Below are 19707 nucleotides of genomic sequence, written 5' to 3' on the forward strand. Positions count from 1 at the left end.
TAGTTTCAACTGAACTAAAGCGGATCAGCAAAAATTTTCCTCGAAGTTTTCATAAATTTCTTTTTTTCAAGCGAATTATTGATATAATTTACAGGGATAGCACAAGGAGGATTTTATGAAAAAGCGATTTCTTGGAGTGAGAGAAGGGATAGCTAATCCGTTAGTGCTTTTACTTTTCTTTCTCATTTGTTTGGTATTCAGTTCTTATGCGCAACTCAACGGAGCTAAAGATGATAATTTTTTGTTCTTGCATCCGTTTATTCGAAAATTTGATCATGATTATTTGGCTTTTTTACTGCATCGCTATAGCACGTGGAGCTCGCGGAGCGTGATTGAACTGTTCACTTTGTTAGGGGTTCAGTTCCACGTCTTTTGGCGCTTAGCCAACTCGGTGCTTTTGACTTGTGCGATCGCCTTGCCGCCGTATTTATTGAAAAAAAATAGAGCGGTCAAAAATGTCGATCTCTGTGTGTCAGCCGCTTTATTTTTCACCTTTCCGCTGACTTTTTTCAATGAAACCGGGTGGGTTGCGACCACCACCAATTATTTTTGGGTCTATAGTCTAGGGTTGGTATCCTTTTATCCGATCGCCAAGTTTTTACATCGTGAGCCTGTCAGCAAATTTGCCTATGGAGTCGGCTTACTGAGTTTGGTGTATGCTTCAAATCAAGAGCAGATGGGGTTGTTGGCATTTGGTTTTTTGATTGTCTTTTTGTTTTATCTGCTCTATCAGAAAAAATCAGTGCTCTTTTTACTCCCCTATCTAATCGTCAACAGTGCGAGTTTATTATTTATTGCCTTAGCTGGCGGAAATAAAACTCGGTATGCTCGGGAAGTGCGGCATTGGTTTTCAGACTTTGATCAACTCTCATTACTCCGAAAAGTTGAGCTGGGGTATTCTTCGACTTTGCGGCATTTGTTCTTTGATCAGCAATTGACGATTTTACTGGTGACGTTTTTTGTCTTTTGCTTAGCTTTAGCAAAATTTTTTGAGCGAAAACATTCAGCAGTTGGTATCTTGGGAATGCTCCCATTTATTTTATCTGGACTCATCAGCTTGCCGTCGCTACAAAAGACGCCGTTGATCGCAAAACTATTACTGATGTTCAATCATTACGGAACAGTGATCAAGATCCATCAACCGACGACTTGGATACCTGATCTTATCTTATCCGTGATTTTTTTCAGTTTGCTCGTTAGTCTAGTGTACTTATTAGATTACGACCCCATCAGTGTCGTGCCCATTTTATTTTTAGTAGCGGGGCTTTGTGTCCGGCTCGTCATGGGGTTTTCTCCGACGATTTGGGCTTCTGCGACTCGGACGTATATTTTTACCTTTGGCCTGTTCAGCTTGATCTATTTATTCTTGTTAGAGTATGTCAATTTTGGCAAAAATACGCGTCGCTATGTCAGCTTTTTAACGGTTTTGATTGGAGCTGGCTGCTATATTCATCTATTGTTTACAATGTAAAAAGAGGAAACTGGCTCGGTAGCCAGTTTCCTCTTTTTTTAAAAAATCAGTCCGGTGATAATCGCAGATAAGAAGCTGACCAAGGTAGCGGCCAGTAAAATCTTCAAGCCGTGCTTTGCTACGAGATTTCCTTTTTCTTCATTTAACCCTTTCATCGCACCCGAAATGATTCCGATTGATGAAAAATTGGCAAATGAAACTAAAAAGACAGAAATAATCGCGGTCGTGTGCTGACTGAAATCACCGCTTTTAGCGAGCTCGGTCATCGCAACGAATTCGTTGGTCACAAGTTTTGTCGCCATCAGACTTCCGGCAGCCACGGCTTCTTTCCAAGGAATTCCTGTTAAAAAAGCTAATGGGGCAAAGAGATAACCTAACAGAGTTTGAAAGCTGTAGCCGGTCACTTTGCTGAAGATGAAATTGATCATGGCGATCAAAGCTACAAAACCGATCAACATCGCCGCGACGGTGATCGCTACATGAAATCCGTCTAAAATATATTCGCCTAACATTTGGAAAAATGTCTGGTTATGGTCTTCTTCAATGATCAGTTCGTCTTCTTGTTCGCTTAATTCATAAGGATTGACGATTGAAGAGATGATGAAGCCGCCAAACAAGTTCAGAACTAAAGCCGTAATGACATAGCGCGGCTCTAGTAGTGCCATGTAGGAGCCGACGATCGACATGGAAACGGTCGACATCGCTGAGATACTCATGGTAGTCAAGCGGTTTTCAGCTAAGTAAGGCAGTTCCTTTTTGACGGAGATGAAGACTTCCGATTGTCCTAAGATCGCCGACGCAATCCCGTTATACGATTCTAATTTTCCCAGGCCGTTGAGTTTGCTTAAGGCGAGTCCAACCCATTTCATGAAAAAAGGTAAGATTTTAAGGTAACGCAAGATCCCGATGATCGCGGAAATGAAGACGATCGGCATCAAAACGTTTAAGAAAAAAGGCGCACTGCCACGATTGGCTACCCCGGCAAAGACAAACGCCACACCGGCTCCCGCAAATTTCAGCAATGCATTAAAGACAGAAGCGAGCCCTGCGACAAGCGTGGTTCCGACAGTCGTTCGCAATAAAGTAAAACCTAATAAAAATTGTAAAACCAACATGACTATCAAGGGGCGCCAATTGATTTTTTTCCGATCTGGACTGATCACTAAGGCAAGCCCCAAAACCAAAATCAGTCCGATAATTCCGATAAGATAGTGCAAAAAGATCCCTCCTAAAAAAATTCCTGAATCAGCTTAACGATTTTTTAACAAAGTTGCGACTAAATTTGCTTAAAAAGTTTGTTTCATGAGGATTTTTTTACAGAAAAAGCACTAACAAACTCATAAAATATGGTTGGTTATCGTTTGCTTCATTCCCTTTTTCTGCTAATCTATGATATGCTCGAAACAATTTTGAACAGAAGAAGGGATTTTTCGATGGAAAAAGAAAAAAAACCGATCCAATTGCCGCGCTATCAGCAGATCGCAGTCGAAATCGCCGAACGAATCGCCGATAATCGTTATCCAGTCGGTGAAAAGATCCACGCACGTTCTACGTTAGCCAGCAATTTTAACGTCTCACCGGAAACCGCTCGGAAAGCCATCAATGTTTTGGTAGATCTAGGGATCATGGAAGTGCGCCACGGCAGCGGAGCCTACGTTTTGTCCAAAGAAAAAGCCGAAGTTTATTTAGAAAAATATCAAGATGTGCAATCGATCCAAGAGGTCAAACAAGCCATCATGGAAAGCGTCCAACAACAAAAACGCGAGTTGGAAAACTTTACCGAGTTGCTGGATCAATTGGTCTCCCAAACAAAACGTGTTCATAATTTTGCCCCGTTTGTCCCTTATGAATTGCGGTTAGATTCTAAAGCTGCTCATTTAAATGAAACCATCAATGATTTAAACTTATGGCATGAGACTGGAGCGACTGTCGTAGCAATCCAAAAACAAGAAAATATTTTATTGTCGCCGGGACCTTACGCTAAGCTTTGTGCGGATGATATTTTATTTTTTGTCGGCAATGAATTAAGTTTTCAGCGCATGCATCATTTGTTTTATCCCGAGAAACTATCGAAATGATGGTTTCTTTTTTTCGGCTTACTGAAAGTTTTCAAGCATGGCTTTTGACAAAGTGACCATATCTTGTTAACATGATGTGGTCACTTTATGAAAAAGGGGGAAGTTACTTTGAGTAAAGTAAAAGTCAAGGTAGAACATTTAACGAAGATTTTTGGTAAACGCCAGCAACAAGCACTTGCCATGATCAAAGAAAATAAAGCAAAAAACGAAATTTTAGAAAAGACCGGTGCCACAGTCGGAGTATATGATGCTAATTTTGAAGTCAATGAAGGTGAGATCTTTGTCATCATGGGACTATCAGGTAGTGGGAAGTCCACGCTGATTCGTTTGTTGAATCGGTTGATCGAACCAACATCTGGCTCGATCTATATCGATGGCGAAGATATTTCTAAAATGAACAAAGAAGAATTACGGGAAGTGCGTCGTCGTAAGATCAACATGGTCTTCCAAAGTTTCGCGCTGTTCCCACATCGGACGATTTTAGAAAATACAGAGTACGGTTTAGAAGTTCGCGGCGTTCCAAAAGCGGAGCGTGAGCAAAAAGCGGAGCAAGCCTTAGATAATTCTGGTTTGCTATCATTTAAAGATCAATATCCAGATCAATTGTCTGGTGGGATGCAACAACGGGTCGGTTTAGCACGCGCTTTAGCCAATGATCCAGAAGTTCTCTTGATGGATGAAGCCTTTTCAGCGCTTGATCCGTTAATTCGTCATGATATGCAAGATGAATTGCTCGACTTACAAGCAAATGTTCAAAAAACGATCATTTTCATTACGCATGATTTAAATGAAGCATTGCGGATCGGGGATCGAATCGCACTCATGAAAGATGGTCAGATCATTCAGATTGGGACCGGAGAAGAATTTTTGACTAATCCAGCCAATCAATATGTCCGGGACTTTGTCGAAGATATCGATCGTTCTAAAGTTTTAACGGCGCAAAATATTATGATGCCGGCGATTACGACGAATATCGAAGTTGATGGACCAAATGTTGCCTTGAACCGGATGCGTAAAGAAGAAGTCAGCATGTTGCTTGCTGTCGACCGGAAACGTAAATTAAAAGGTAGTTTAACTGCGGAAAGTGCTGTCAAAGCGCGCCGCGAGAATCTACCATTAAAGGATGTCATCGATAAAAATGTCCGCAAGATTCCAAAAGATATGCTCGTAACCGATATCTTCAATTTGATCTTTGACTCGCCAGCCCCATTGGCAGTAGTTGACGGTGAACGTTTAGAAGGTGTCGTGATTCGCGGGAGCGTCTTAGCAGCATTAGCTCATGATGACGAAGACAATACTGATCCAGAAGTTGACCAAGTCGTTCAAGCCGAAGCAAAAAAAGCTGAAAACGAGGTGAAGTCAAATGAATAATTTCTTACAACAGAGTTTACCAGTAGCAGATTGGATCGAACATGCTAGTGACTGGCTGACGAGAACCTTTGCCGGTTTGTTCTCAGCTTTGCAACACGGTGGTCAATTTATCATGGACGGTATGACCAATACACTGTCAGCCATTCCACCGTTGCTGTTTATTGCACTTGTCACCATCGCAGCCTTTGTCATTTCCCGCAAAAAATGGGGCCTGACCGCCTTTACATTGATCGGGCTGTTGTTCATTTACAACCAGAGATTATGGGGCGACTTGATGAATACCATCACGCTCGTCATCTTATCCAGTGTGATCTCGGTGATTATTGGGATTCCACTTGGGATTTGGATGGCTAAAAGTGAACGGGCCAAAAAAGTCATCTCACCGATTTTGGACTTTATGCAGACGATGCCTGCTTTTGTTTACTTGATCCCAGCCGTTGCGTTCTTTGGGATCGGAATGGTACCCGGAGTTTTCTCTTCTGTCATCTTTGCTTTGCCGCCGACCGTTCGTTTTACGAATTTAGGGATTCGTCAAATTCCGACTGAACTAGTGGAAGCTTCGGATTCATTTGGGGGAACTGCCGCGCAGAAATTGTTTAAATTAGAATTGCCGCTGGCTAAAGGAACGATCTTAGGCGGCGTCAATCAAACGATGATGTTGGCCTTGTCTATGGTCGTCACGGCTTCCATGATCGGAGCGCCTGGTCTTGGTCGCGGCGTCTTATCCGCTTTGCAACGGGCACAAGTCGGAAACGGGTTCGTTAATGGCTTGGCATTAGTTATCTTAGCAATCGTCTTAGACCGCTTCACGCAAAATATCAATAAGCCGAAGCAGTTAAAAGCTAAAAATGCGACCGAAGCAAAAAAAGCCAGCCGAAACAAAAAAATCGGTTTGGGTGTAGTTGCCGTTGTTATTTTAGGTGCGATCGGAGCATCTGTTTTTGGGAATAAAACAGAAAACCGTGGCACAGTCAATTTAAGTTACGTGGAATGGGACACCGAAGTCGCTTCAACTCATGTCGTAGGCGAAGTCTTAAAAGAAATGGGCTACAAAGTCAATATGACCCCGTTGGACAATGCCATCATGTGGGAATCCGTCGCAAAAGGAGAATCTGATGCGATGGTCGGAGCTTGGTTGCCAAATACCCATAAAGAACAGTATGCAGAATACAAAAACAAAGTAGATAATTTAGGACCTAACTTAAAAGGAGCCAAAGTCGGCTTAGTCGTTCCTCAATATATGGATGTCGATTCGATCGATCAATTGAATGATCAAGCTGGTAAAACGATCACGGGGATCGAACCTGGTGCAGGGGTCGTGAATGCAGCAGAAGAAACACTAAAAGCTTATCCTAACTTAAATGGCTGGAAAGTCTCAACTTCTTCTTCTGGAGCCATGACCGTTGCCTTAGGTCAAGCAATTAAGAAAAAGCAACCCATCGTGATCACCGGCTGGTCACCTCATTGGATGTTTGCTAAATATGATTTGAAATATTTGAAAGATCCAAAAGGTTCAATGGGAACATCTGAATCTATCAATACGATGGTTCGCAAAGGATTTAAAAAAGACCAACCGGAAGCCTACAAAGTATTAGATAATTTCCGTTGGAACAAAAAAGATATGGAAAGTGTCATGTTAGAGATCAACAATGGGAAAGATCCTTCACAAGCAGCTAAAGAATGGGTTGATGCTCATCCAAAACAAGTTGCTGAATGGAAGAAATAAGTTTAGTAAACCAAGTCGTTCGCGGCTTGGTTTTTTTTATAAAATAGTTAGAAATTGAAGGTTAATTATTTTTAGCTAATTTCAATAATCTGATAAGATAACCGAATTGTTTTTTCAGAAACTTTAATTATAGGTGAAAGTAAAAATAAATAACACGTAAGGCCGCAAATCTTAAAAAGCGGTCTTTTTTTATTTCGTTAAAATGAGAAGAGAGCAGCGAAGTAAGTATGAAATGAAGGAGGGTATACAAATGAAAAAATGGAACTTACTGCTATTACTGATGCTCCTTTTGTCTATCTTTGGCGATATCATTCCGTTAGCGACAAAAGCTTACGGTGAAACTCAAAAGACTGTGCTGCTGGATAACCAGAACTTGTCTGTCAGTTATGAGAAGAAACCAGCTGGAGATCAGGATCGATGGGAGCTTTCATTCTCACGGACCAGCGAAGTAGCAGAAAATCCACAACGTTTACGGTTCAAACTTACAGCAGATGGGGAAACGATCCATTACCCTAAGGTTGAAGGGCTGACAGTTGAAGAAGATTGGTTGGTAGAAGAAGCGTTTACCTCTACAGCCGAAAAAACAGTGATACTACTATTACCGAAAAGTGAACAGGATTTACAATTGGAGCTCCAATTAGACGAGCAAGAAAGTACATCAGGGGTGCCACTCATTCACCGCGATTTACTGGATACTAAATTAGCGGGACCTTATGAATTAAGAAAAGGCAAACTAGTTCACGATCAAAAAACGAAAAAAGATGCTTCAAGAGAGACTGAACAACATTCAAAGGGCACTGAACAGTCAAAAACAAAAGTAAGTGAGTTGTCGGGGATCACAGAGTCCGCTGAAAAAACAACTTCAACTTCTGCTAAACCAGAAGTAGAGTTAGCAGAAGGTACACTTCAAACAGAGGATGTCACAACGGAATCGAGTCTGGTGCCTGAGGTGAGTGGCGCTCAACCTTCAGAGCCAATCGGACCACCTGATCCAGCACAGCCATTGGCAACACCGTATATGGTAAAAGGAGATTTCATCAATAAGGAGCCGGAGTATTATGACGGAAATGGACCTGAACCAGGAAAATACCCGAAACCTGCTTGGAAGCCAACGGGTCAAGATAATGTCATCAATCATCAAGGCGGAAAATTAGATAAAAATGATGCAAGCAAATGGGAGTGGGATGGCAAGACGGGTTGGACACCAACAGATCAAAATAATTTTGATGATTCGTATATCTATTACTCAGCTGCGGGAGAGGAGCCCGCGATTGCCGTTCGAAAATACGCCAAAGCGACAGATCAAAAAGATGTCTTTGATGTCCGTTTGAATGTTCGAGCAGCTCGCTCTCAAGCACAAGGGCTAGATGCGGTCTTTTTAATGGATAGCACGACGTCTATGAATTGGAATAATCGAAGAACTAGAGTGGAAAAAGCTTTAGAGAACATCTTCCCAAAATTGATTGAGTTAAAAAAGGATAAAAAGGCGGATCTCCGAATAGGGGGGGAAATTTTTTCCGGTTATCAACTTTATGATTTTACTAATAGCGGCGCTTCTCATCGCTATGTCAAAGTTTCGACAAATACAGAGGACTGGAAGAAACTTGTAAATATTTATAAAACAGATCGTGGACGGGGTGGAACTTTTTTACAACGAGGATTGCGTGAAGCAGAAGAATTACTCAACGATCCGGTCCCTGATGGAACAATTGACCCGACTAAACCTAGAAAAAGAATTATTTTTTTCTTTACCGATGGTGAGCCTAATAAAAGTTGGAAACCTATTTTGACTAGTGTGAATGCTACGAAAAGTTCAGATATTTATAGTGATGGTGAAGGAGATACTGAACAGACTAAACGGACATTGAAACCGGTCTATGTAAAGGAATTTGAAGAGAAAAATGCCAATGGAAAATTTAAGTCACATTACGGAGCGGATGATAATAATGATATATATCTAAATCCTTATTCTTCTAATTATACATTTTTTAAGGCGCCGAATGGTGGTTCTGAGTCATTACCGCGAGCGTATTATGATTTTAAGAATGGCCTAAAAGTATACAACCATTTAACACTTTTAAATTCTACCGCTTTGAATATTAGGCAAAGAGGTGCTGAGATCCACATGATTGGAGTGGGAATCGCAGGCGAAGATAATGGGTATTATAAAGTGGAAGAAGCAGATATGAAAAAAAGTATCGCTCATACGGCTAGTCGTAAAAATGGTTCCAGTGGGCATGACTTAAATGACTTTCATTATTATGATGTTAATGATAATGAATCGATAACTGGCTACATGGAAAATTGGTATAAAGAACTCTCCGAAGTAATTCGCGATGGGATCGTGACCGATCCATTAGGTGAGATGGTTGAATTAAAAGGTTCACCACAAGACATCAAAGTGACCACATATAAAGACCAAAAACCCTACACCCCGCAACCAGCTGAAACTCCAGAAGTCAAGTTTGATCAAAAAAATAAAACGATCAAAGTAACTAACCTGCATATGACCGCTGTTGATGAATTACAGATCGATTATAAAGTCCGTTTGAAAACTGAAGATCCTAGCTATGAACCTGGTAAATGGTATCCGGTTAATCAACGAACGACCTTAGAGCCACAGCCAGAATCCACAAATGATAAACTGGACTTTGGTGTGCCATCGGTTCGAACGCCTGCTGAAAATCAAAAAGTCTCGATCCCAGTCCAAAAGATTTGGGATGATAAAAATGACCAATGGCAGAAACGCCCGGATCAACTCAAAGCCATTTTACAAAAACAAAGTGGGAATGACTGGCAAGATTTGTCTGAGATCAACTTGAAACCTGATGAATGGAAAGGAAATTTCACAGATGTTCAATTAGAACCAAATCAAACTTACCGGATCATTGAACGCAGAGCAGATGGTACGGAGGAATATTTAGCAGGTTATGGTATGCCAAGTTATAATCATATAAGCTTTGACAATCAAACAGCCGATCTTTCAACCACGGGTATCAAAATCACCAATAAACTATTAAAAACAAACTATGAATTTACAAAAATGAAAGCGGGAAATCCACCGACAGCGTTTGCAGAAAAAGACTTACCAGAATTTAAAGTGACCGATAAAAATGGTAAGGTAGTTGCAGAAAATTTAAAACCTGACAGTAACGGGAAAGTGACAATCACAGATGTTCCGGTCGGAGTTTATACAGTTGAAGAAACGAAAGTACCAGCAGGATATCTGCCGATGCAATCGTTTGAGTTTACCGTGACGCAAAAAAATGAGAGTGAGTTGGTCGTCACTAGTATGATTGAAAATGAAAATCATCTAGTCCTCAATCATCCGAGCAAATTCACGATCCCAGTCCAAAAGATTTGGGATGATGAAAATGACCATTGGCAGAAACGCCCGGATCAACTCAAAGCCATTTTACAAAAACAAAGTGGGAATGACTGGCAAGATTTGTCTGAGATCAACTTGAAATCTGATGAATGGAAAGGAAATTTCACAGATGTTCAATTAGAACCAGATCAAACTTACCGGGTCATTGAACGCAGAGCAGATGGTACGGAGGAATACTTAGTAGGTTATGGTACGCCAAGTTATAACCATATGAGCTTCGACAATCAAACAGCCGATCTTTCAACGACCGGTATCAAAATCACTAACAAGCTATTAAAGACAGATTATGAGTTTACCAAGTTGAAAGCGGGGACACCTCCAACACACTTTACAGGAAATGATTTACCAAAGTTCAAAGTGACTGATGGAAATCAACAAGTGGTCGTAGCAGATTTAAAACCTGATACAAGCACCGGGAAAGTAATTATCTCAGACCTGCCAATCGGGGAGTATACGGTGGAAGAAACCTACGCGCCAGCTGGCTACACTCCAATCAAGCCATTCAAACTTATAGTGAGTCAAAAAGATGCCAATCAATTGGAAGTGAAAAGTAGTCTGAACAATGATCAAGCGATCAATCAATTAGGTAAATTCAGCTTACAAGTAACTAAGAAGAATGATCGAGGTCAAGATCTTAAAGGCGCGAATTTTAAGTTAATAAAGGATAGTGATGATTCAGAGATAAAGCCAACAGCGCAAAAAGACGCACTGTTTATTTACCAAGATCAACTAGAACCAGGAAACTATACTTTAACCGAAACACAAGCTCCAGCTGGACATGTTGGCTTAACAAAACCTGTCAAGATTATAATTGATGGAGATGGCAAAGTAACTGTCTCGGGACCGCCTGAAGTTAGCGTTACATCAAAAGAAGGTACCCAAACAATTGAGTTGACGATCAAAAACCATCCGGCCAATCCATTACCGAGTACCGGGGGAAGCGGGATCAGACAATTCTTAAAAGGGACGATGTGCCTAGCAGTAGCAGGACTAGTCGTTGGTCTATATCTATATTTCAACGAACGGCGAAAAAATTCAAAGGTGTAATATGAAAAGCAGTATGAAGATTGATAATTCAATCTTTGTACCACTGCAAAAAGATATAGCCTCTTTATTTATCAAAAAGCTCTCCCTTCAATTATGAAAGGAGAGCTTTTCGTTGGGTATAAGTTAATAAACTACTTACCTAATTCTTTATCACGTTGAATTGCTGCATCAATTCCTTTGATCACGGTTGAGATGAAAGCATTATTTTCTAGCTCAACTAAACCTGCAACAGTTGTTCCACCTGGTGAGCTGACTCGATCGATCCATTCCCAAGGGTTTTCACCGGTTTCTTGTAACGTTTTGGCACTACCTAAAACAGTTTGCGCAGCGATTTCTAAGGCTATATTTTTTGGTAAGCCATTTTTAACGCCAGCTCGAGCTAATGAATCAATGAAAAGGTATGCATAGGCTGGTGCACTACCCGCAATGGCGGTAAAATTAGAGAAGTGACTCTCATCTAGTGGCCAAGCTTTTCCGATTGCGTTGAACATTGCTACGATCGTATCGATGTCTTCTTTTCTAGCAAATTGGTTGCCGCAAACGGCTGCTGCACCTTCACCGATCATTGCGTTTACATTTGGCATCACGCGGATGATTCGAATTGGCTGATCAGTTGCAAAGGTTTCGTAAATTGCATCCGTTGTTGTACCGGCTGCGATTGAAACGACTAAAGGATCATTTTTCAAAATTGCTGCTTTGGCTTCTAACAAGACGCTTTTGATGACATTCGGTTTGACCGCAATAACTAATGTGTCGACTGTTTGAATCAACTCTTGGGGATCGTGGACAGCGTGAGCACCAAGATTACCAGTAAATTCTGTCAGCTTCTCGGTTGCGATATCATACATATAGATATCATCTGCTTGACTGTAACCATTGTTAACGACGCCAGCTGCGATTGCTGAAGCCATGTTTCCTGCTCCAATAAATCCAATTTTCATATAAACACCTCATTTTTATTTTTTAAAAAGTGTTTTATTCTTACTTAAATCAAATAAGAATAAAAGAACTTATGCTACACTACACTTTAAGTATAGTCGCTTTTGCTAGAATTGGAAGTAGAGTGATCACAGTAAAACATGTTTGATTGTGAGGTGATAAAATGTATTATGAAGCACGACAATTTGCGAATTTTTATGATTTTTTAACGACCTTAGATTGTTGTAATACGACAAGTGAAAATTTAATTACAGAAGAAACAGCCTTTGAACAAAGTGAACAGCGTGAGATTGCAGCGTTTATCTGCCAGCAAACGAAAGAAAGATTGCAGTTAAAAAAAGGTTATATTCGTATCCTTTATGTCTTACAAGGTGAGGTGGAGTTAGAGATTGGGGAAGAACTCACTACTTATGGACAAGGTTGTCTCATCCTAGTGAATCAAGCATGTTCAGTCGCTTATCGACTAGCTCAAGATGCGGTTACACTACATTTTTATTTCAAAGCTAGCTACTTCACTGAATCACTACTCACTCAATTTGTTGAAGAACCACTATTATATCGCTTTTTTGTAGAAGCTTTGAGTATGGAATTTCAACTGACTAGTCGTTTTTATATCTTTTCTTTTCAGCACCAGCCTGATGTCCACTTTTATGCTTTACTATTGCTAAAACAAATCGTTAAGATGCGCTACTTCAACAATAAATTAACTAAATCAGCATTTGTTTTATTCATAGTGGAGATCAGTCAATCAGCGGAATTAGCTTTACTTAAACGAGATGGCTACATTTCCTCTGAATGTTTGATTAATGAGGTGTTGGCGTATATCGAACTTAATTTAGCAACGGTAACATTAAATCAGATAGCTAAAAAATTCCATTTTCATCCCAATTATTTATCCCACTTTGTTAAGGTGAAAACAGGACAAACATTCACGGCGCTCATGCTGGAAAAACGCATCAAATTAGCTCAAAAATATTTAGTAGAGACCGAGTTGTCGATCCAAGAAATCATTGAGCGGCTTGGATACAAAGATAAAGCTTTTTTTTACAAGCGGTTTAAAGAAGTGGTAGGTATGACACCAAATAATTATCGTAAAACGATTAAAGAAGGATGAGCTTATGTACGAGACACTATTTAAAGAAATCAATTTGACAGTGATTGAATTACCGATCGAGTTAATCAATGAACAGCCGATTTATACAGCTTATCTAAAGGAGTTACCGATGATCAGTGCAAGTGGAAAGTCGCGGCAAGCTATATATCATGATTTAGTGTTACTCTATCAAACCTATGTAGAGCAACAGTCTGACGAACATTACGAAGAGCAAGCAGAAATGACTTCTTCTTTGTTAAGTGCAGATCAGTTATTGAAGTATTACGATGGTGAAAGTTTTGATGGCTTTTCTTTGTTTGATTAAATTTATTGGATGTAAAATGATCAAATTGAAGAATAACTACTTTATTTGATAAAATATTTATTTTTTTAAGATTAATTAACTTTAAGTAGGTATAAAGAAATAGAAAGAATAACTTCCTCGAATATTACTGAAAAATTTTTTCAGACAAATTACCATCTGCTAAGCTTTATAAATAACGAAAAAACAAAAGTCTGTGTTGAGCAGGCTTTTTTTTATTTCGTTAAAATACATATGTGTCAAGATAAAGAGCCCAGTGTTTTTAGTGGAAGTGGTTAGAAGAGTCTAAAAAAATCGATAGAAGTCTTTGCTAAGTCAAGAGTCTTGGGCTAGCTTGCCGAATGATTATTTTGTAAGTAATCAAAAGTAGACGAGCTAGAAATGAAATTCTATTGCGATTAAAACTTCATTCGTTTAGCCATACTACCTAAAAAGGGGGGACTAGATATTTGCTTTTTTATTTTGACTTCAATCTGACTTGGAAAGTACATCTAATTAGGCAAAGTAAGATTGAAACACAGTATGTGAAGTGCTAGTAGAGCGAAAGGAGGAATTAAGATGAAAAGATGGCTGATCCTGGGCTGCACATTTTTTCTGTTAGGGTTGGGATTTATAACTTGTTCATCAAAAGTGGAAGCTATCGAACAAGTAACCATCACTTTCCATACAAAGGGAGAAGATGGTAAGAGCCCCGCAGGAGTAGAAAAAGTTGCATTTGATCTTTATGACTTGACCGATTGGCGAGTGAAAGAGGGAAAAGATGAAAAAGCTGCTAAAGAATTGATTATGAATAGCTATAAAACAAAAGACAAAGTAGAAAACTTTATCATCACTGAAAAATTGTCTAAGTTGACACCTGAAGCAATGTTAGTTAATCAAACGGGCAGCGTGGAAATGCAGGTTGATCGTTACCGTAATAATACAGATGCTGCTTATTTAGTAGTAGCAAGTGGTGAAACAGGAGAAGATCACCTCTTGCCATTTGTCATCTACTTACCCCAATACTTGACAGGTTCTAAAGACGAAGCAGAAGTGATCGAAGCATATGCTAAATATTCGAAGGTCCCGGCAAAAGAAGAGCCAGAGGAACCGATTGTTCCTGGTCAGCCAGTTGGCGGAAGTCCTAGTGGTAACACTCCAGGAGGTGGCTCAATCGTAAATACTTCTACTGGAAGGTTACCGGCAACAGGTGGTGGAAGCGTCGATACTATTGGTTCAACTCGAAAATTATTGCCTCAGACCAATGATAAGGTGAATCAATATTTGATTATCGGTCTAGTATTAGTTTGTGTAGCAGGGTTTCTAAAACAAAGAATTAGGGAGGAAGGTTAGAATGAAACGAAGAAGAAAAGTTTCAAGTATCTTTATGACACTTATGTTGATGATTCCATTATTAGTAGGATTGTTTGGCCTGAAGAGCTCAATTGTAGATGCCGCTGAAGCACCTGATGATAAAGTCAATGTTACATTGCATAAGAAGAAAATGGATGAATTTCCACTTGAATATGTCCAAAATACGGGAAGTGAGATGAAAGAATTTGATCACTATGAAGGTTTAAACGGTGTGACTTTCAAAGCGTATGATATTACCAAGACTTTTTATGAGCAAATCGAAACTAAATTGGCACAATTGCCAAACTATCCAAATGTAAGTGAATCGGAGCGGGAAACCGCAGTCAAAGCGGTTATGAAAGATTATCAATTTGTTGAAAATGATAATATCTCAATGGGTGAGGGGATCACCGCTAATGTTAATGGTAAAGATGGGATTTTAACTTTCAATGATCTTCCATCAAAAGAAAATGGGAATTACAAAGTTTACTATTTTGCTGAACAACCTGGGGCAGATTATACAGCACAAGCAGCTCCCTTAATTTTAGCGTTGCCAGCATTAGATGGTTCTAATACAGAACTGAAAGATATTCATCTTTATCCTAAAAATAAGGTGGCTAATGAACCAGTAAAAGATTTGCTAGGCGAAGGAACGGAAGCTCTTCCAGAAGCTCCAAATGGCTACCATGACTTTGAGATTGGTAAAGAAATCCACTATCAAGCAAGATTCACGATTCCGTATCAAATCGGGGAAATGGTGAAAAATGATGCTGGTGAAGAGATTGCGACCCGCTACTCTAAATTGAGTTTTGAAGATGAAGTAACACATGAGCAAGTTCAATTCAATACAGTCAAAGTTAAAATTGATGGTACTGAGATCTCGGCGAATGATTATAAAAATTATGCTGACTTGACTATGATCAACTTAAAAACTGATGCTGATCAAGATGGAAAATTTCCAGTCAATAGTAAAGCTGGGTTTAAATTCGCTTTAAAATTAAGCGATAAAACTGCAGCCGAAGATCAGGATGATTTTAATATGTCTAAAGCCACAGTTGATTGGATTAAACAATACGCAGGAAAAGAAATCGTCTTTGATTACTCAATTACATTAACGAAGCATACAGCTGCTGATGAGGCAATCGGGAATAAACTTGTGATTAATCTTGGGCAACACGGTAAAGACGACGAAAGTAAAGATGATGATGCACCAAAGATTGGGACAGGCGGTCAGAAATTTATCAAACATGCTGCTGGTGATCGTAATGAACGCTTACAAGGTGCTGAATTTGTCGTAGTACGTTCCAATAATGGTGCTGATGAGTATTTATCAAACGCGATCGATCAAGGAACTGGTGAAGCAAAATGGGTATCGGTAAGAAACAATATGGATTATAAAGATGCTAAAAGATACACCTCAAATGATAAAGGGGAGCTTGAAGTAACTGGTTTGAAATATGGTGATTATGCGTTACGAGAACTTAAATCTCCTAATGGTTATCAGCTGTTAAATGAAGACTTTAAATTTACTATCACACAAGGTAGTTATGCTGAAGCTGCAATATTGGATGTAGCCAACACTCCGAAAGGATTTCTGCCTTCAACTGGTGGGATGGGAATCTTAGCTTTCTTGGTAGTCGGAGCAATGTTGATGATTAGTGTTGTGATCAAGTATCGTCGGGATCATCATGAAGTAATTTAAGCAAAACTAGAGTGTGAATTTCACACTCTAGTTTTAGTGTTATATTATCAGAAGGATAAAATAATAAAAGTAAAGAATAAAAATTGAGATTCCAGTTAGAAATTTACTAGCAGAAAAGGAAAAACTAATTAGTTATCGTTTACAAAAAAATGGTTATTTGCTACTCTCAAGTTGGGTAAAAGTGATTTTTTATAAGGAGGAGGAGAAATGGACTTTCGGGAAATTTTAGGGACAAGTAGTAGAAGACGGTTAGTGTTAGTAGAATCTTTGTACCATGAACCTGAGGGGCTAGCGAGTAATCAATTATTGGAAATTTTAGATTGTTCTTTACCGATCCTATTAAATGACATCAAATTATTAAATAATAACCAAGAATATTTTCAAATCGAAAAATTCCAAGGTTTATATCATCTTCAAATTCATTCTCAAGTCAGTATTGCTAAATTATATTCAGACACGATTATCAAATCGCCTGAATTTCAAATTTTAGAACAATTACTGTATGAAAAATGTGAAAATATCACAATGTTAGCAGAACAACTTTTTTTAAGTGACTCAAATACACAGCGGTATTTGAAAAAAATCGAGAGCACTTTGAAGGAGGCTAAAATAAAATTAAAATATCGTCCTTTGCGTTTAGAAGGCGATGAAAGCGTGATTCGGCATTTGTATTATCGTTATTTTTACGAGAAAGAAATGGGAAATGGTTTATTTTTACCGCAACTCAAAGGGTTTCAGCTGCGTTCCATTGAAGCTCTAGTTATTGATTTCATCCAACAAAATGGATTTTATCAGTTATATATTTTCCAGAAGCGGTTGATTTACAATGTATATATCAGTTTATGGCGGGTGAGAAATGATCATTATTTAGCAGAAGCAAAAATCAATCAAGCTCGGTTCGACTTACCTAAAAAGTACCTTATCAATGAATTTGGACAAACGGTCAAAGAAGTTTATCAGCTTCATTTGACTGATGAGTTATTGAAAGAATGTTTTTGGAGCCAGTATGCAAATGAAATCGTGTTTAGCCCAGAACAACTAGCTTTGGCATTGAAGCATCCTGACTATCGTCAATTATTTATTCAACATAAAGAGTTAGTGATGGGATTTGAACAATTGTTGGGTAAACGTATGGAAAAAGAAAAACATGATACTTTAGTTGCGACTTTGATGAATGATGTCGCATTTTACCCTAAAAAAGGTGATTTTATTATGATCTTGAGGCGAAGTCGATTTGACTTTTTAAAAACGATTCGACATATGCATAGTCAAGTTCTAGCTAAAATCGAACAATTAGTAAGCGACTTTACTGATCGCTATCAAATGTATCAAACAGCTGATTTCATCGGAAACTACATGTATCTATTGATTACAAGTGTTCCCAACTGTATCGAACAGATCGCCAATCATACTCCTAAAGTCAATTTATTGCTAGTTTCTGATTTGAGTCCGACTGAAGATACTTATTTGAAAGATCAGATCACACGACGTATCTACGGAAATTTTGAGATCAGTCATTTGACGTTGTTTCAAGAAGGTCAACGCGGTATTATTAAAGAAATTGAACGATATGATGGGCTAATTACGACGAGTTCTATGCAAGGTTTAGCGCTCGACTTTCCAATGGTGATTATTGAACCATTTTTGAATCATCCGACATTATATGAGATTCAGCAATTAGTCAGTGAACTGGCAGCGAAAAAAGAACTGGTCAAACAAACAGCGGATAAATAAACTATCCGCTGTTTGTTTTTGTTTGGTTGATATTAAAAGTAATATAGATGTTTATCAGATAGTTCAAGAATTGTTATCTCTGTTATTCGTGTAACTCCAATGGTAGTCCATCAGGGTCAAAGAAAAAAGTCATTTTCTCACCCGTATAGTCATCAGTTCGAATAGGTTCGCAAAAAATGTCATGCTCTGTTAAATAAGCTACGGCAGCTTCGATATTATCTGTTTTAAAAGCTAAGTGACGTAATCCGGTAGCTTCAGGATAACTAAGACGCTCAGGCGGATTTTCAACAGCAAAGATTTCTAATTGACAACCATCCATTTGGAGATCTAGTTTGTAATCGTTTCGTTCTTCGCGGTAGTGTTCCCGAATGATCGGCAATCCTAAAATAGTTACATAAAAATCTTTAGCTTTTTGAAAATCAGAGACGATGATCGCGACGTGATGAATCGTTGAAAAGTTTGGGTTCATAAGAACGGACTCCTTTGTTCGTTTATTTTTGATTTTTTTGTAGCTATAAAAAATTTCTCTTTTCAGTGTACCATGCAGGATTTGATTTTAAGTAAAAATTTCGATACAGCTGATCAAATTTTCTCAAGACTGTTAAAAATTTAGCCAACTGCATTGATTAGTGGTATAAGTGAAGTAAAGGATTTTTCTAGTCGATAAATCTTTTAACTAGATGAAAGAGGAGCTGAGAGGTATGGTAGTGTTAAACTGGGATCATACGATGATCAATGTGAACAATTTGGATCGTGCGATTGATTTTTTTAGCCAGCAAGGGATCACTTTCAAACGTGGTGGTCACCATGAAAATTGGGGAACAGAAAATGCGTTAGCGTATTTTGGTTTGAACTACATTGAGTTGTTGACCGTGGTTGATCAAGCTAAAGCCGATAGTTTGAAACGTAGTGAAGCAGCTGCTATTTATGATGCCAATGTGGATTTTAAGCAGCAAGTCGAGCGGATCAATACGATCGCGATCCGGACCGATGACATTGAAGCGACCCATGAAAAATTGAGACAAAAGGGGATTAACGTTGGGGCGATCGCAACTGGTAAACGGCTAGATCAAACAGGACAATTAATCACCTGGTCGATTTTTTTCATTGATCAAACAGTTGGCAACTTACCGCTGCCATTTTTCATTCAATGGCAAGGTGACGATCAAACGCGGGAAGCACAATTAAAAGCGCAAGGTTTGATCGAACCTCAAAAAGCTGGTGATCTAGTGGTGACAGAAGCGATTTTTGAAGTGCCAGATGTCCAAAAAGCAGCGAGTCTGTTTGCTGAGCTTTTGGATCAACCGGTAGAAATGGTGGATGAAGGAGCCAATATAAAACTACAAGATCGAACGCTCCGTTTTATCAAAGGAACTGCAGATCATTTGATGACTTTAGTGTTTAAAGGCGCTAATCAAACATTGGCCGGACGATTAGTTCGTTTTGATCAGATTCAATTTCAGTTTTAAAGCAGTTGACGAACAACTTAGAAAGCCGTAAGCTA

General features: G+C 39.0%; 14 protein-coding genes. 11 read left to right on the forward strand and 3 right to left on the reverse strand.

Annotation, left to right across the window (positions count from 1 at the left end; translation table 11 throughout):
* The first annotated feature begins 115 nt into the window (after positions 1-115).
* The gene (locus GVJ38_RS01785; protein WP_159721455.1) at positions 116-1471 is read left to right on the forward strand and encodes a DUF6056 family protein; all 1356 of its coding nucleotides are present in this window, start codon (positions 116-118) and stop codon (positions 1469-1471) included.
* A gap of 38 nt (positions 1472-1509) precedes the next feature.
* Here GVJ38_RS01785 and GVJ38_RS01790 read toward each other — a convergent pair whose 3' ends face one another.
* A complete protein-coding gene (locus GVJ38_RS01790; RefSeq protein WP_159721456.1) occupies positions 1510-2688 on the reverse strand; it encodes a NupC/NupG family nucleoside CNT transporter in 1179 nt (392 codons plus the stop codon).
* 216 nt (positions 2689-2904) lie between these two features.
* Here GVJ38_RS01790 and GVJ38_RS01795 point away from each other — a divergent pair, with 216 nt between their 5' ends.
* The 4 genes from GVJ38_RS01795 (at position 2905) to GVJ38_RS01810 (ending at position 11081) form a co-directional block, all read left to right on the forward strand.
* The gene (locus tag GVJ38_RS01795; RefSeq protein ID WP_159721457.1) at positions 2905-3549 is read left to right on the forward strand and encodes a GntR family transcriptional regulator; all 645 of its coding nucleotides are present in this window, start codon (positions 2905-2907) and stop codon (positions 3547-3549) included.
* 108 nt (positions 3550-3657) lie between these two features.
* On the forward strand, positions 3658-4920 hold the full coding sequence (locus GVJ38_RS01800) for a quaternary amine ABC transporter ATP-binding protein (protein WP_235032778.1): 1263 nt from the start codon (positions 3658-3660) through the stop codon (positions 4918-4920).
* Positions 4913-6646: an ABC transporter permease/substrate binding protein gene (locus GVJ38_RS01805; protein ID WP_159721459.1), complete on the forward strand. Its 1734-nt coding sequence runs from the start codon at positions 4913-4915 to the stop codon at positions 6644-6646. Before GVJ38_RS01800 ends, GVJ38_RS01805 begins: the two co-directional genes overlap by 8 nt.
* A 250-nt stretch (positions 6647-6896) precedes the next feature.
* Positions 6897-11081 carry a SpaA isopeptide-forming pilin-related protein gene (locus GVJ38_RS01810; RefSeq protein WP_159721460.1) on the forward strand — a complete coding sequence of 1395 codons (4185 nt, stop codon included), beginning with the start codon at positions 6897-6899 and terminating at the stop codon, positions 11079-11081.
* A gap of 131 nt (positions 11082-11212) precedes the next feature.
* Here GVJ38_RS01810 and proC read toward each other — a convergent pair whose 3' ends face one another.
* Complete coding sequence (gene proC, locus GVJ38_RS01815; RefSeq protein WP_159721461.1) at positions 11213-12022, reverse strand: pyrroline-5-carboxylate reductase; 810 nt, start codon at positions 12020-12022, stop codon at positions 11213-11215.
* A 161-nt stretch (positions 12023-12183) separates the two neighbouring features.
* Between proC and GVJ38_RS01820 the strand changes: the two genes are divergently transcribed.
* The 5 genes from GVJ38_RS01820 (at position 12184) to GVJ38_RS01840 (ending at position 18203) form a co-directional block, all read left to right on the forward strand.
* Positions 12184-13134 carry a helix-turn-helix domain-containing protein gene (locus tag GVJ38_RS01820; protein ID WP_159721462.1) on the forward strand — a complete coding sequence of 317 codons (951 nt, stop codon included), beginning with the start codon at positions 12184-12186 and terminating at the stop codon, positions 13132-13134.
* Positions 13135-13138: 4 nt separating this feature from the next.
* A complete protein-coding gene (locus tag GVJ38_RS01825; protein ID WP_159721463.1) occupies positions 13139-13438 on the forward strand; it encodes a hypothetical protein in 300 nt (99 codons plus the stop codon).
* A gap of 555 nt (positions 13439-13993) precedes the next feature.
* Positions 13994-14767 carry a pilin N-terminal domain-containing protein gene (locus GVJ38_RS01830; protein ID WP_159721464.1) on the forward strand — a complete coding sequence of 258 codons (774 nt, stop codon included), beginning with the start codon at positions 13994-13996 and terminating at the stop codon, positions 14765-14767.
* A gap of 1 nt (position 14768) precedes the next feature.
* Positions 14769-16469 (forward strand): SpaH/EbpB family LPXTG-anchored major pilin, encoded by a 1701-nt coding sequence (locus GVJ38_RS01835; RefSeq protein ID WP_159721465.1) that lies wholly within the window; start codon positions 14769-14771, stop codon positions 16467-16469.
* A 207-nt stretch (positions 16470-16676) separates the two neighbouring features.
* A complete protein-coding gene (locus tag GVJ38_RS01840; protein WP_159721466.1) occupies positions 16677-18203 on the forward strand; it encodes a helix-turn-helix domain-containing protein in 1527 nt (508 codons plus the stop codon).
* 82 nt (positions 18204-18285) lie between these two features.
* Here GVJ38_RS01840 and gloA2 read toward each other — a convergent pair whose 3' ends face one another.
* A complete protein-coding gene (gene gloA2, locus GVJ38_RS01845; RefSeq protein ID WP_159721467.1) occupies positions 18286-18672 on the reverse strand; it encodes an SMU1112c/YaeR family gloxylase I-like metalloprotein in 387 nt (128 codons plus the stop codon).
* 232 nt (positions 18673-18904) lie between these two features.
* On the opposite strand from gloA2, the gene GVJ38_RS01850 reads away from it, so the two are divergent.
* Positions 18905-19672 (forward strand): VOC family protein, encoded by a 768-nt coding sequence (locus GVJ38_RS01850; protein WP_159721468.1) that lies wholly within the window; start codon positions 18905-18907, stop codon positions 19670-19672.
* Positions 19673-19707: the final 35 nt, after the last annotated feature.

This window comes from Enterococcus sp. CSURQ0835, from assembly GCF_902706605.1.
Lineage (GTDB): Bacteria > Bacillota > Bacilli > Lactobacillales > Enterococcaceae > Enterococcus_A.

Bases quoted from the DNA above. Each gene is read 5' to 3' on its own strand.
- GVJ38_RS01785 (WP_159721455.1), top strand. From the start codon at position 116: ATGAAAAAGCGATTTCTTGGAGTGAGAGAAGGGATAGCTAATCCGTTA.
- GVJ38_RS01795 (WP_159721457.1), top strand. From the start codon at position 2,905: ATGGAAAAAGAAAAAAAACCGATCCAATTGCCGCGCTATCAGCAGATC.
- GVJ38_RS01805 (WP_159721459.1), top strand. From the start codon at position 4,913: ATGAATAATTTCTTACAACAGAGTTTACCAGTAGCAGATTGGATCGAA.
- GVJ38_RS01810 (WP_159721460.1), top strand. From the start codon at position 6,897: ATGAAAAAATGGAACTTACTGCTATTACTGATGCTCCTTTTGTCTATC.
- proC (WP_159721461.1), bottom strand. From the start codon at position 12,022: ATGAAAATTGGATTTATTGGAGCAGGAAACATGGCTTCAGCAATCGCA.
- GVJ38_RS01820 (WP_159721462.1), top strand. From the start codon at position 12,184: ATGTATTATGAAGCACGACAATTTGCGAATTTTTATGATTTTTTAACG.
- GVJ38_RS01825 (WP_159721463.1), top strand. From the start codon at position 13,139: ATGTACGAGACACTATTTAAAGAAATCAATTTGACAGTGATTGAATTA.
- GVJ38_RS01830 (WP_159721464.1), top strand. From the start codon at position 13,994: ATGAAAAGATGGCTGATCCTGGGCTGCACATTTTTTCTGTTAGGGTTG.
- GVJ38_RS01835 (WP_159721465.1), top strand. From the start codon at position 14,769: ATGAAACGAAGAAGAAAAGTTTCAAGTATCTTTATGACACTTATGTTG.
- GVJ38_RS01840 (WP_159721466.1), top strand. From the start codon at position 16,677: ATGGACTTTCGGGAAATTTTAGGGACAAGTAGTAGAAGACGGTTAGTG.
- gloA2 (WP_159721467.1), bottom strand. From the start codon at position 18,672: ATGAACCCAAACTTTTCAACGATTCATCACGTCGCGATCATCGTCTCT.
- GVJ38_RS01850 (WP_159721468.1), top strand. From the start codon at position 18,905: ATGGTAGTGTTAAACTGGGATCATACGATGATCAATGTGAACAATTTG.